The organism is Massilia sp. METH4, from assembly GCF_037094685.1.
In the GTDB taxonomy this organism is placed as follows: domain Bacteria; phylum Pseudomonadota; class Gammaproteobacteria; order Burkholderiales; family Burkholderiaceae_D; genus Rugamonas.
On record NZ_CP146614.1, the window covers coordinates 2,564,870 to 2,577,443 of the forward strand.

General features: G+C 66.9%; 9 protein-coding genes. 1 reads left to right on the forward strand and 8 read right to left on the reverse strand.

Going from position 1 to position 12,574, the window contains the following annotated elements; all coding sequences use genetic code 11:
- Positions 1 to 104: 104 nt before the first annotated feature.
- Positions 105 to 2,735, reverse strand: coding sequence for a cyanophycin synthetase (gene cphA / locus V6Z91_RS11360; RefSeq protein ID WP_338770452.1), 2,631 nt, complete (start codon positions 2,733 to 2,735; stop codon positions 105 to 107).
- On the reverse strand, positions 2,732 to 3,622 hold the full coding sequence (locus V6Z91_RS11365; RefSeq protein WP_338770453.1) for a cyanophycinase: 891 nt from the start codon (positions 3,620 to 3,622) through the stop codon (positions 2,732 to 2,734). Before V6Z91_RS11365 ends, cphA begins: the two co-directional genes overlap by 4 nt.
- Positions 3,623 to 3,979: 357 nt before the next feature.
- Here V6Z91_RS11365 and V6Z91_RS11370 point away from each other — a divergent pair, with 357 nt between their 5' ends.
- Positions 3,980 to 4,222: a hypothetical protein gene (locus V6Z91_RS11370; protein WP_338770454.1), complete on the forward strand. Its 243-nt coding sequence runs from the start codon at positions 3,980 to 3,982 to the stop codon at positions 4,220 to 4,222.
- Positions 4,223 to 4,409: 187 nt separating this feature from the next.
- Here V6Z91_RS11370 and V6Z91_RS11375 read toward each other — a convergent pair whose 3' ends face one another.
- The 6 genes from V6Z91_RS11375 to V6Z91_RS11400 all read right to left on the reverse strand — a co-directional run bounded on the left by V6Z91_RS11375 (position 4,410) and on the right by V6Z91_RS11400 (position 12,572).
- Positions 4,410 to 6,713, reverse strand: coding sequence for an EAL domain-containing protein (locus tag V6Z91_RS11375; RefSeq protein WP_338770455.1), 2,304 nt, complete (start codon positions 6,711 to 6,713; stop codon positions 4,410 to 4,412).
- Between the two features lie 131 nt (positions 6,714 to 6,844).
- Positions 6,845 to 7,993 carry an aromatic ring-hydroxylating dioxygenase subunit alpha gene (locus tag V6Z91_RS11380; RefSeq protein WP_338770457.1) on the reverse strand — a complete coding sequence of 383 codons (1,149 nt, stop codon included), beginning with the start codon at positions 7,991 to 7,993 and terminating at the stop codon, positions 6,845 to 6,847.
- A 71-nt stretch (positions 7,994 to 8,064) separates the two neighbouring features.
- Positions 8,065 to 8,880 carry a siderophore ferric iron reductase gene (locus V6Z91_RS11385; protein ID WP_338770459.1) on the reverse strand — a complete coding sequence of 272 codons (816 nt, stop codon included), beginning with the start codon at positions 8,878 to 8,880 and terminating at the stop codon, positions 8,065 to 8,067.
- Between the two features lie 2 nt (positions 8,881 to 8,882).
- The gene (locus tag V6Z91_RS11390) at positions 8,883 to 10,760 is read right to left on the reverse strand and encodes an IucA/IucC family siderophore biosynthesis protein (protein WP_338770460.1); all 1,878 of its coding nucleotides are present in this window, start codon (positions 10,758 to 10,760) and stop codon (positions 8,883 to 8,885) included.
- Complete coding sequence (locus V6Z91_RS11395; RefSeq protein ID WP_338770461.1) at positions 10,757 to 11,362, reverse strand: GNAT family N-acetyltransferase; 606 nt, start codon at positions 11,360 to 11,362, stop codon at positions 10,757 to 10,759. The genes V6Z91_RS11390 and V6Z91_RS11395 overlap by 4 nt, the downstream gene beginning before the upstream one ends.
- Positions 11,352 to 12,572 carry an MFS transporter gene (locus V6Z91_RS11400; RefSeq protein WP_338770462.1) on the reverse strand — a complete coding sequence of 407 codons (1,221 nt, stop codon included), beginning with the start codon at positions 12,570 to 12,572 and terminating at the stop codon, positions 11,352 to 11,354. The genes V6Z91_RS11395 and V6Z91_RS11400 overlap by 11 nt, the downstream gene beginning before the upstream one ends.
- Positions 12,573 to 12,574 lie beyond the last annotated feature (2 nt).

Here is a 12,574-nt window from a genome sequence, read left to right on the forward strand (position 1 = left end):
TTTCAGGAAATGTTTCCCGAAAAATGGGGTCTGTCCCCATTTAGCTGGTAGCAGCGGAACACGGCTTTTGCTCTGCCGTGTGCCGTTGCCAGCGATGCCGTCGGTCAGCCGCCCGCCGCGGCCGCGGCGATGCTCTGGGCGCTCGCCGGATCGAAGTCGCGCAGCGCATCGACCAGCTCCGCGACCGAAGTCCCGGTGGCGAACAGCATCACGTCGCCCGGCTGGCAACGGGTGAGGGCCAGCCGCAGCGCGGCGTCGGAAGCGAGTTCCAGGTGCACGGCGGTGGAGAAGCGGATCGCGCCGGCGGCCATCAGCGCCGCCCGTTCGCCCGGCCGGCGGCCGCGGTGTTCCGACGGCGATTCGTAGACGATCACCTCGTCGAACGCCTCCCCGCAGGTCTCGCCGACCTGCTGCAAGTCCTCGTCGCGGCGGTCGCCCGGCGCCGTGATCACGGCCACGGTGCGCCGTGCGCTCATGCTGCGCGCGGTCGCACCCAGCGCCGCGTAGGCGGCCGGGTTGTGGGCGTAGTCCACCACCACCTTCACGCCTCGCACGTCGTATACGTTGGCGCGCAGTGGGTTGCCCACATTGTCGGAGACGAACGACGCAAGCCCGTCGGCGATCTGGCCGATCTCCAGGCCGGCCGCCATCATCGCGGCACCGGCGGCGAGCGCGTTGGCGATGTTGTGGCGCGCGCAGCCATCCAGGGCGGAAGGCATTTCTTCCGCCCACAGGATGCGGTGGCGGCGCGTGCCGTCGGCGAGGATCAGCGCGCCGTCCTGCAGGTAGGCCGCGCGGCCGCCGCTTTCGAGGTGACGCAGCAGCAGGGCATTGTCCGGGTCGCAGCTGAAATACAGCCGCTCGACCTGTTCATCGAGCTCGTTCGCCATCGCCGCGCAGTACGGATCCTGGGCGTTGAGCACCACGGCGCGGGAGGCGGCCTTGGCCACTACCGCCTTCACGCGGGCCAGGTCGTCCAGCGTGTTCACGCCGTTCAGGCCCAGGTGGTCATCCGACACGTTCAGCACCACCGCCACGTCGCAGCGGTCGAAGGCGAGGCCGCGCTTGAGGATGCCGCCGCGCGCCGTTTCCAGCACGGCGAAGTCCACGTTCGGATCGGTCAGCACGGTGCGCGCCGACCAGTAGCCGGCGCAGTCGCCCTTGCGGATGCAGGTGCCGTCGATGAACACGCCCTCGGTCGTGGTGCAGCCGGTGCGCAGGCCGGTCTGGCGGATGCTGTGCTCGAGCATCAGCGTGGTCGTCGTCTTGCCGTTGGTACCGGTCACGGCAATGACGGGGATGCGGCCATCGCCCTTGCCGAACATGCCGTCCACGATCGCCTCGCCGGCATTGCGCGGCGTGCCGGCGCTCGGGTACTGGTGCATGCGGATACCGGGCGCGGCATTGACTTCGATGATAGCGCCACCCTGTTCCTCCAGCGGCTGGGCGATGTCGTTGCACACGATGTCTAGCCCCGCCACGTCCAGCCCGATCTTTTGCGCGGCGCGCACGCACAGCGCGCGCGTCCGCGGCGGCAGCAGGTCCGTCACGTCCTCGGCGGTGCCGCCGGTGGACAGGTTGGCATTGCCGCGCAATTGCACGGCCACGCCCGCGGCGGGAATGCTGTCGAAGGTCAGGCCCTGTTCGGCTAGCACCGTTTCGGCATGCCCGTCCAGCGGAATCTTCGTGAGGATATTGGTATGCCCTTCGCCGCGCGCCGGGTTGCGGTTTTCCTCTTCCACCAGCTCGCGCACCGTCGACACGCCATCGCCGGCGACGGAGGGAGGGCGGCGCAGCGCGGCAGCGGCCACGCGGCCGTCGGCCACTAGCACGCGGTAGTCGTGACCGGTGATGAAGCGCTCCACGATCACGCGGCGGCCGTGCTGGCGCGCGCGTTCGAAGGCGACGGCCAGCTCGTCCGGGGTGTTGCAGCGGGTCGTCACGCCGCGGCCATGATTGCCGTCGAGCGGCTTCACCGTCACGGTGCAGCCCAGGCGGCGGAAGGCGCGCTGCGCCTGTTCCAGCGTGCGCACGGTCACGCCTTCCGGCACTGGCACGCCCGCTTCCTGCAGCAGCGCCTTGGTCAATTGCTTGTCGCTGGCGATGCCCACCGCGATGTGGCCCGTGTCGGCCGTGATGGTGGCTTGCAGGCGCTTCTGGCGCGCGCCCCAGCCCAGCAGGAACAGGTTCGCTTCCTCGGTGAGGCGCAGCACGGGAATGCCGCGCGCCTTGGCGGCATTGACGATCGCGCCCGTGCTGGTGCCGATCGCATGGTCTTCGGCCGTCTCGCGCAGGGCTGCCACGGTCTCGGCCAGCGGGAACACGTCGCCGCGCGCCAGCGAAGTCACCAGCGCCACGGCGGAGTCGAACGCTTCCGTCACCACCTGCTCCAGCTCGTAGGCACACACCACGCGGTACTTGCCGCCGCCCGCGTCATGCGTGCGCCCGGTGTTGACGGTGGTGCCGGCCAGGCATTGCAGGGCCAGCGTGACGTGTTCCACCACGTGGGCGAGGTTGGTGCCCGATTGCAGCGTCTGCACGAAGCCGGCGTACTTGCCGACCGAGCAGCGGTGCTCGTACAGCGACGGCAGCAGGGCCAGCAGCCGTTCGGTGAAACCCGGCAGCACATCGGTGCGGGCGTCCTTCAGGTCCCCCGTATCCAGCACCGTCAGCAGGCAGGGATGGTGCGAATACAGGTTACGGCCGCGCAGCAGCCTTTGCTCGATGATGTTCATGATAGCGGGTTCCTTTTGGTCAGATTGCTGATGAATTCTTGTATGGGAGACGGCGCCTCGCGCCCGACATGTCCCAGCCGCGCCGATGGTTGCGCGCCGGGCAGCAGGTAGCCCGAGCCGGCCGGCAGCACGTGGAGCCCGATGCCGATCAACTCGGCCTGCTCGCCCTCGCCGATATCGGCGGCATTCGTGATCATCTTGCGGCCGTCGATGAAGGTCACGCCGCCATCGCCGATCACCTCGATGCCCACGCCCCGTTCGACCACCAGGGCGGTGTCCTCGTCGATGCCCAGGCCATACAGGTAAGGGTTTTGCGCGATGAGGCTAAGCAGCCGGTTGATCCGGTGGCGCTGCGAGAAATGCTGGTCGATGATGATGTGCTGCACGAAGCCGAGGCCCGCGCCCAGCGCGGCGGCGCCTTTCTCGGGCGCGAATTCGGCGAAGCCGGAAGCCAGCATGTGGCCCGCCATCGCCGAGGCGCCGGCGCTGGTGCCCGCAAGGCACGCGCAACGGCGCTTGAGCGCTTCATGCAGCGCGCGGTCGACGGCGGTGCCGCCGATGACGGCCATCAGCCGTTTCTGGTCGCCGCCCGTGATCAGGATGCCGTCGGCGTGGCATAGCCGATCGGCCAGTACCGGATCGTTCGCCTGCTCGCGGCTCTCGGTATGCACGATGCCGCACTGCTTCACGCCCAGGCGCGCGAGCGCTTCCTGGTAGGGGCGGGCCATCTCCTCGGGTTCCTGGCTGGCGCTGGTGAGCAGCACGAAGTTGCGCTCCGGGCCGCCGGCGAGTTCGACGAAGCGCGCCAGTATCCGTTCACGGCACTTGCGCTGCTCGTCGCCGCCGATGATCAGCAGGCAACCATCCTCTCGTTCAGGGGTAGTCATGGTGTTCCTCTTGGGTATGCCGGCTGTGGGTGAGCACCGTGGCAGTGCACCGCGACGACCCGGTGCGCTTCGCGGGTGCGTTCGTGCGAAGTATCGGTGCAAGTATCTGATCGCAATGGGGCGCCGGACCAGTGGCGTTCTGCTCGTGAATTTGTAAGATTCGGATGACGCCGAAGTTACAGACATGTGGCGTTGATAATTGTCTTGGGCAACGGCAAGCCGCGAATCACGTGTCGGTACAATGCGACGCGCGGTGGGGCGGAGAAAAGCCATTGATGCCAGAGGCCGGTTGCAACTAAAATAGTTGCAAGTTGGTCATAAACATTTCATAAAAACAATATTTTTCAAGGATAAGCAATGTCTGTCACCGCCGCGCGGGATTTCCGCCAGCATGTCAATCGCATGAGTACGCTTCAAGCCGAGATCGCGCAATATTTCAGCAATGGCGCCATCGATTACGCCGGCATGGCTGAGCTGGGCAGGCGCAGCGGATTCGACTTTACGGCGGAAGAGGCGAAACGGATCCTGTTCGCCGCGGCTGACGAAATGTCCAATTTCGAGAGGGAGATGATGTCCGCGCTGCGAACGAGCGCGGACTAGTGTGGTGAGTCAGAAATTCGTTGATTAAAAATTTGACGAAATCGTCTCAAGAGCCGAGGCACTGCGTCGGCGCTGGAAATGCACGGTAAGGCCGGGGCCTTTTCGTGCATTTTCAACGCAGTATTGGGGCGATTTTCGTCGGATTTATTCAACGAATTTTGACTCGCCACACTAGGGCCGAAGGACCTCAGGCGGCGGTCTGTTCTTCCCGCACGCCGCGTTCGAGCAGGGCCAGCATGTCGGCCAGCGGCATCGGCCTGGCGAACAGGTAGCCCTGCATGCCGGGGCCGCCGTGCGCGGCCAGGAAGGCCGCCTGGTCGCGCGTCTCCACGCCTTCGGCCACGACGCGCAAGCCCAGGTGGGCCGCCATCGCCAGGATCGACTGCACGATCGCCGTGCCGTTGGCATCGCCCGGCGTGTCGTGGATGAAGCTGCGGTCGATCTTCAATTCATACAGCGGCATACGCTTCAGGTAGGCCAGGTTCGAGTAGCCGGTGCCGAAATCGTCGATGGAGAAGCGGATGCCCAGCTGCGCCAGCTCGTGCATGCGCGCGATCGTGTCGTCCAGGTTCTCGATCAACAGACCCTCCGTCACTTCGAAGATCAGTTGCGAGGCCGGCGCACCCGTTTCGAGCAGGATGGCGCGCACGCGGGCCACGAAGTCCGGGTCGCGAAATTGCGACGGGCTGACGTTCACCGACAGGGGCAGCGCATGACCGGCCGCTTCCAGGCGCAGCCAGGCCAGGCAAGCCTGGCGCAGCGCCCAGTAGCCGAGTTTGACGATCAGGCCGCTGGCTTCGGCGGCGGGAATGAACACGTCCGGCGGTACCGCCGTGCCATCGGCGCGGCGCCAGCGCATCAGCAATTCGGCGCCGACCGGGCGCGCGGCGCAGTCCACCTGCAATTGCACGTGCATCTGCAGCTCGCCGTTTTCCAGCGCCTGGCCAAGGTGCCGTTCGATCGTCAGGCGGTTTTCCACTTCGGCGCGCATCGTGTCCTCGAACAGGGCCACGCCGTCGCGCCCCCCCGCCTTGGCGCGGTACATGGCAATGTCGGCTTCGCGCAGCAGGTCGTCCACGGTCTGGCCGGCGCGCGGCAGCAGGGCCACGCCGATGCTGGCCGACGACGGATACGACTGCCCGCCGATATCGAACGGTTGCGCGAACGCCGCGCGAATGCGCGCAGCCATCGCCAGCGCGGTATTCGCGGCGTCGTCCGCGCTGCCGCCCAGGCCGGTCAGCAACACCACGAATTCGTCGCCGCCCAGCCGCGCCACGGTATCGCCCGGACCGGCAAGCCGGGCCAGGCGCTGGCCGGCGGCACACAGCAGCAGGTCGCCGGTGGCATGGCCGCGCGCATCGTTCACGTTCTTGAAATGATCGAGGTCGATGAACATCACGGCGCCATGCGGCGCGTCGGGGCCGGCATCGAGCAACTGCTGCACGCGGTCCATCAGCAGGCGGCGGTTCGGCAGGCCGGTCAGCACGTCGTAGAACGCCAGCCGGTGGATCGCGTCGGCCGTCTTGCGCCGCTCGGTCACGTCGCGGCCGACCAGCACCCAGTGCGTGTTCACGCCATCCTCGTCGGCGAACGGTACCATCTCCATCTCGACCCAATAGCATTCCCCGGCGCGGGTGTAATTGGCAAGCTCCGCCGATACCGGTTGCAGCTCGCGCATGGCCCGTACCACGCGGGCCACTTCTTTCTGGTCGGTCGCCGGCCCATGCAGTACGCGCATGCTCTTGCCCAGTATTTCCTCGCGCGCGTAGCCGCTGCGGCGCAGCAGCGCATCGTTGACGAACACGATCGGCTGTTCCACGTTCGGTTGCGGGTTGGCCTTGGCGATCATTACCATGTCGTTCAGGCGCGCCACGGCCGTTGCGGTCAGCCGCAGCTCGGCGTTGGCCGCCTGCAGTGCGCTGCGGCCTTCTTCCAGGGAACTCGTGAAGGTGCGCAGGTCGGCCAGGGAGCGCGACAGGCGTTGCAGCATGAAGTTGCAGGTGAGCGTCAGCAGCAGGCCGATGCACAGGTAGTTCAGCACGATCACCAGCGTAGGCGCGAGCGCCGGGCCGGGCATGCTCGATACATACAGCTTGGCGTGACCCGTCATGGCCAGCACGCCGATCGTCGCACTCGTGACGGCCAGCGACAGCAAGGCCGGCCAGGAACCGAGCAGCACCGCCGCCAGCACGGGCAGCGCGAGCAGGTAGACCTGGCTGATCGGACCCACCGTGAGCATCATCGCCAGGCCCACGAAATACAGGATGGCCAGGAAGTTGTAGACGCGCACCCGGTAAGGCAGCCGGCGCAGGCGCGCGATCACCAGCAGCCAGGCCAGCGCGACGGCATCGACGAGCGCCACTTCGGGGCGGCCGTGATACAGCGTGACGGCGATGCTCGGCAGCGCCACGATCACACCGAGGATGGTGACGCTGGCGAGCAATGGGGTGAAGATCTGGGTGCGCCAGTGCGCGATGTCATTGAAGATCACGATGGTACCGATTGGAATTTCCTATCGGCAACAGCATAGCTTGCCCGGCATCGCAAGTCATCCATTTACTGCTGAGCTGTTGCGAGTTGCTCACAGAAGTGGCAAGGATGAAAAGCTTTGCAGCTCCCTAACTATCCCTCGTTTTCCATGGTGCGCCGGTACCACTCATGGAAATGCCGCATGCCGTCTTCCAGCGGCGTCTGGTACGGTCCGGTATCGGACACGCCGCGCCGCAGCAGCGCGAGGCGGCCGGCATCCATGCGTTCGCCGATCTCGTCGTCCTCGCGGGCCGTCTCGATATAGGCGGCGCGCTGCGCCTCGACGAATTCGCGCTCGAAGGCGGCGATCTCCTCCGGGTAGTAGAACTCCACCACGTTGAGCGTGTCCTGCGGCCCGCGCGGGTACAGCGTGGACAATACCAGCACGTGCGGATACAGCTCGATCATGTGGGTGGGGAAGTAGGTGACCCAGATCGCGCCGAAGTCCGGCGCCACGCCGGTGCGATACTCCAGCAGGCGATCGTGCCAGTCACGGTAGATGTCCGAGCCGGGCGCCCCCAGGGCCTGGTGCACGCCCACCCTTTGCACGCTGTGCCAGTCGCCGAATTCCCAGGCGAGATCCTCGCAATCGACGAAGCCGCCCAGGCCGGGATGGAACGGCGCCACGTGGTAATCCTCCAGGTAGACTTCGATGAAGGTCTTCCAGTTGTAGTTGCACTGGTGGACTTCCACGTGGTCCAGCACGTAATCGGAAAAATCGAATTCCGGGCGGGCGAACAGGCCGCCCAGGTCGGCCAGCGGATCGCGCGCGCCCTCGAACAGCAAGCCGTGGCAGCGGCGCAGCGGGAAGCGCTCCAGGTTCTTGCAGGGCGTGCGTTCGAATTGCGGGGCGCCCAGCAGCTCGCCGCGGTTGTCGTAGGTCCAGCGGTGCAGCGGGCAGACGATCTGCCCGCCGCTGCCACCGAGGTTGCCGCTGGCATTGGCCGGGCCGGCGACGTTACCGGCCTCGCCGCCCAGGATCAGCGCCTGGCGGTGGCGGCACACGTTCGACAGCAGCGACACTCCCTGGCCGTTGCGCACCAGCACCCGGCCGCCATCCTCGTGCACCAGCCGGCGCCAGTCGCCCGGATTGGGCACGGCCAGTTCATGGCCCACGTAGCGCGCCGCCTGGCTGAAGATCAGCTCCTGTTCGCGCTGGAACAGGGCAGGGTCGAAGTAGGCGTCGACGGATAAAGGCGCCTGCCCGGGCAGGACATGCGCCGCTCTTGCGATATCGTTCATATGAAACTCCGGGGCGTGTTGATCCGCGCCGGCGCGTAACCGGCGAACAGGATCGCGATGGGACAGCCCGGCTACCGCGGATCGGCCTGCAGCAGGGCGATGCGTGTGGCGATGGGCAGCTTGGGGCAGGTGCTGCATTTCTCGCCGTCGCGGCGGCGGAAATAGTGGCAGCAGACCTGGCGGTCGAGCGCATGGGCGGGCGTGCCGTCGCGCGCACGGTAGACGAACATGCCGCAGCCGCCGGCGATGCCGAGCCGCGCCAGCCATTGCTCGCTGGTCGCTTCCAATGTGCCGGGAAAACGTTCGGGCGCGTGGCGGTGCGCCAGCAGCAAGGCGCCCAGCACGCATTCGGCTTGCAGGGCGTCGGCCGCACGCGTGTGCAGCGCGACGAGGGGAGCCAGGGCCGCGCGCATGTCCCGGCAGAACGCGCGCAACTCGTCGGCGGCATGCCCCATGCGCGCGGCGAGGTCGCCATGGATCGGGGCGTGCGGCGGCAGGCGGAAGCCGCGCGGAAACCCGCCGGCCACCGGCTGCGCCAGGCCGGCCAGGCGCGGCACATGGGTATCGAGATGGGCGGCCAGTACCAGCAGGTAGACCGGTTGCCAGATCGCCAGCCCCCAGCAGCGCAGCGCAAGGTAGTGCGGGCCGGCTTCCGGGTAGCCTTGCGCCCAATGCCGGGTGAGCGCGGCCAGGGCGCCGTTGTCGGGCGCCGTGCCCAGCGCGATCGCACCGGGCAGGGCGGCCGGGTCCTGCTCGCCGCACAGCCCCGGCGCGACGCGTTGCGCCATGCCGAACACGCGGGCGAGGTGTGGATCAGGCGCGGGATCGGCCCGCCCCGGAAACGGGTAGTCGGCTACCATCAGCACATCGCCGGCCCTTGCGTTCATGCTCAGGCCGCCAGTCCCACGGGCGCTTCGGTACCGCCCGCCGCCTGGCGGCGGAAGCGCGCGATCGGGTTCTCCAGGTTGCCGGCCATCTTCAGGCTGGAAGCGGGATCGGCCAGGTTCACCATCTGGACATTGTTGCCCAGTTGCAGGCGGTTCAGGCAGGAGTGCAGGAACTCCGGCACGAACATGTCGTAGTGCGCGTAGCGGTCGGCGTATTCGGGATGCGCGTCCTGGTAGGCATGCACGCAATCGGCCACGGCGCGCCAAAGATCGTCTTCCTCGCAGCAGCCGTGTTCCACCAGCACCTGGTTCAGGTGGCGCAGCACGCCGTCGAACACGTCGATGAAGATGCCCAGCAGCTTGAAGTGGTCCGGCACGTCCACGGCCAGGCGCTCCACCTTCTTCGGCAGGTGCTCGCGCGCCTCCAGGTTCAGGATTGCGCACTCCTCGGCGATGTCCTTCATGATCGCGCGCACCGGCACGTAGTCGTCCAGCACCAGGATCAGGTTTTCGCCATGCGGCATGAAGGTCAGTTCATAAGCATAGAAGCAGTGCAGCAGCGGCGTGAGGTAGGCCTTGAAGTAGGCGCCCAGCCAGCTCGCCGTGTCGAGGCCGGAGCGGCGGATCAGTTCGGGCAGCAGCGCGTGGCCGTCGCGATCGACGTGCAGCAGCGCCGCCATCGTCATCAGCCGTTCGCCGGGCCGTACGTGCGGCAGCGGGCTCTCGCGCCACAGTGCGGAGAACTGCTTCTTGTACGGCGTGTCGACGGGAATCGCCGCTTCGTAGTAGAAGTTGCGAAAGCCGATCGAGGCCACTTCCTGGAGGATCGTGAAGCCGTTCTCCTTCAGGAAGGCGTCGCCCTCGATCAGGCCCTTGATGTATTCGTTGATGGCCGGCGTGCCATCCATGTAATAGGGCGACAGGCCGCGCATGAAGCCCATGTTCAGGATCGACAGCGAGGTTTTCACATAGCGCTTGTCGCGCGCGCCATGGTTGAAGAAGGTGCGGATCGATTGCTGGGCGGTGTAGCGGCTGTCGCCGTAACCCAGGCATACGATCTTGCGCTGTGCCACATAACCGGCGAAGGCGATCGCCAGCTTGTTGAACCATTGCCAGGGGTGGGCCGGCATGAAGTGGTAGTCGGCCGGATCGAGGCCCAGTTCGACGAGCTGGCCGGTGAAGCGGTCGAGTGTTTCCCGGCCCAGCTCCTCCTCCAGCAATTGCGCGTAGCTGAGCGAGGAAATGCTCGACGGCGTGGCATGCGCCCGGTCGACGGCGAGCCAGACGACGCGGATCTCCGCGCCCGCTTCCGGCGCATAGGCACGGTAGTCGATCGCATTGAAGCCGAGGCGGCCGTTGTTGGCCACGAAGCCCGGGTGCCCCTCCGTCATGGCCACTTCGATGACCTGGAAGTCGTCGCAGTCGGCCAGCGCGGCGCTGCCCGGCGCGTCGGCCTTCATGCGCTTGAAGGCGCTGCCGGACAGCGTGCTGCTGATCTCATCGAGGTAGATCGGCAGCAGGTCGTCGCGAATGCCCAGGCGCTGCCGGCATTCGATGATGAATTGCAGCGCGTCGAGCGGCTGCGCCGTGCCGTCGACCGTCTTCTCGATCGATTCAGGCTGGATGAACCAATGGCGCAGCGCCAGCTTGCGCGCCGCGAAGCGGTAGCACGCCTTGCCGTCGTCGGACCATACCTGGTAGTGCGAGAACCCCCTTTCGCCCGTGCGCAGGAACTCGGGTTCGATGATGATTTCATGCGCGTACTCGGCGATGGCCTTGCGCAGCAGCAGGCGGTTGGCCTGCTCCCAGGCGGCGGGCGTCAGGTGGGCGGCGGCGTCGGCGGGGTGTAGCGTGAAGTGGTTGGCGATATCGATATTCATGAGCAGGTTTCCTGGAGGTTGGCGGCGCTGGCCGCGGCGAAGTCTTGGCGGGTACACAGGGCGAGACTGGCGGTTTTTTCAAAGAAGGGCACGTTGCCGAGGTAGACGAAGCCGGCCGAGCGGTTCAAGGCATGCACCTTGTGGTTGTTCGCGTCCGGCTCCACGACGATGCGCTGCGCGCCCAGGTGGTGGAACATGAAGCGCATCAGCGCGTGGAAGGCGCTGCGCGTGAAGCCCGGAATGCGTTCGCGCGCCGGGCCGACGAAGATGTGCATGCCCAGGTCGCCGGGCCGCACCGCGTAGAAGTTGCGGATGCGGTCATGGGCCGGGTCGTAGCATTCGGCCAGGAAGGCCGGCCGGCCGGCGTACATGCCGATGTAGGCGGTGGCGTGGCCGGAATCCATCATGGCCTGGTAAGCCTGGCGCACCTCGTCCACGGTCTTGTCCTGCATCAGCCAGAAGGCGGCGCGCTCCTCGGTGAACCAGGCATGCAGCATCGGGATATCGTCCGGTATGCGCAGCAGGCGGAACGTGAACCCGGCCGCGTCGCGCCAGGGAGCATGCGCCGCGTCGGCGCGGCGGTGGATGGTGTCAGCTCGCATGGCCGGGTGCCTCCATGGCGGGTGTCGCGGTGGCTGCCGGGCTGGCGCTCGGCACCTTGAGGATCACGTGATCGAGCAGCGCGGTGAGCAGGAAGCCGCCGGCCGCCAGCACGAAGGGCAGGGCGAGGCCGAAACGTTCGACGATGGCGCCGGCCGCGAACGAGGACAGCAGCACGCCCAGGTTCTGGAAGAAGTTGGTGATGCTGTAGTGGTGCGCATAGTGCTCCGGCGTCGACAGGCGGAACAGGTTCACTTCGAGCTTGACGAGGATCTGGAACAGCGCCCAGCCGAACAGCACGCGACCCAGCGCCAGCAGGATCGGGTCGGGTGCCGCGTGCAGCAGCAGCCCGGCGCTGCCCAGCAGCAGGTTGCCCACCGTGTGGTCGGGCAGCACGCCGCCGCGGGCGCGGATGCGCGCGTTCACCCACAGCGCGGCCAGCGCGATCACGCCGGGGATGGCGAAAGCCATGCCGGCCGACACCTCGCTGGGGTCGCCGGTCAGCTGCTGCCAGTGCACGGAAAAGAATGGCCGGATCAGGTAGGCGCTGAAATCGAACACCAGCATCACCAGCGCCAGGCGCAGGATCGGCACATAGGAGCGCAGCGGCAGGCGCTGCCTTTTTTCGGCCGGCACGGCGTGTTCGCCGCTGTTCACGCGCACGATCTTGCCGCTCCTGATCAGGTAGAAGCACACGGCCATCTGGAACCAGTCGCCGGCCGCCATCGCGAAGATGCTGCCGGTGCTGCCCCAGGTCTGCAGCACGAAGCCGCCGGCCACGGCGCCGAAGATGGCGCCGAAGTGCACCACCACGGACAGCACGCCGATCGTGCCCGCATGCTGTTCCTTGGGCGTGAGCCGCATCATGTACGGATACATCAGCAGGTAGCTGCTCTTGCACATGAACATCAGCATCGACACCACCCAGTAGCTGGCGATGCCGGGCGCCCAGTTGGACAGCACGCTGAAGGCGCCGGCGGCGAATTGCGTGTAGACCAGCAGGTGCAGGGGCTCGACGCGCCGGGCCACGCGCGCCCAGAACGGCAGCGTGCACATGACGGCGATCGAGATCGCCGCCACGTAGGCGCCCACGTGCACGGCGCTGTCGAGGGCGTAGCGCTCGAGGAAGAACTGCGGATAAAAGGGGATCAGGATGGCGTCGCTGATGACCGCGAGCACGGTCATGGAGATCACGTAAAACCTCAGGTTCATGC

Excerpts from the sequence above, each read along its gene's own strand:
- V6Z91_RS11390 (WP_338770460.1), bottom strand. The coding sequence starts at position 10,760 with ATGAATATCGATATCGCCAACCACTTCACGCTACACCCCGCCGACGCC.
- V6Z91_RS11365 (WP_338770453.1), bottom strand. The coding sequence starts at position 3,622 with ATGACTACCCCTGAACGAGAGGATGGTTGCCTGCTGATCATCGGCGGC.
- V6Z91_RS11370 (WP_338770454.1), top strand. The coding sequence starts at position 3,980 with ATGTCTGTCACCGCCGCGCGGGATTTCCGCCAGCATGTCAATCGCATG.
- cphA (WP_338770452.1), bottom strand. The coding sequence starts at position 2,735 with ATGAACATCATCGAGCAAAGGCTGCTGCGCGGCCGTAACCTGTATTCG.
- V6Z91_RS11395 (WP_338770461.1), bottom strand. The coding sequence starts at position 11,362 with ATGCGAGCTGACACCATCCACCGCCGCGCCGACGCGGCGCATGCTCCC.
- V6Z91_RS11380 (WP_338770457.1), bottom strand. The coding sequence starts at position 7,993 with ATGAACGATATCGCAAGAGCGGCGCATGTCCTGCCCGGGCAGGCGCCT.
- V6Z91_RS11400 (WP_338770462.1), bottom strand. The coding sequence starts at position 12,572 with ATGAACCTGAGGTTTTACGTGATCTCCATGACCGTGCTCGCGGTCATC.
- V6Z91_RS11385 (WP_338770459.1), bottom strand. The coding sequence starts at position 8,880 with ATGAACGCAAGGGCCGGCGATGTGCTGATGGTAGCCGACTACCCGTTT.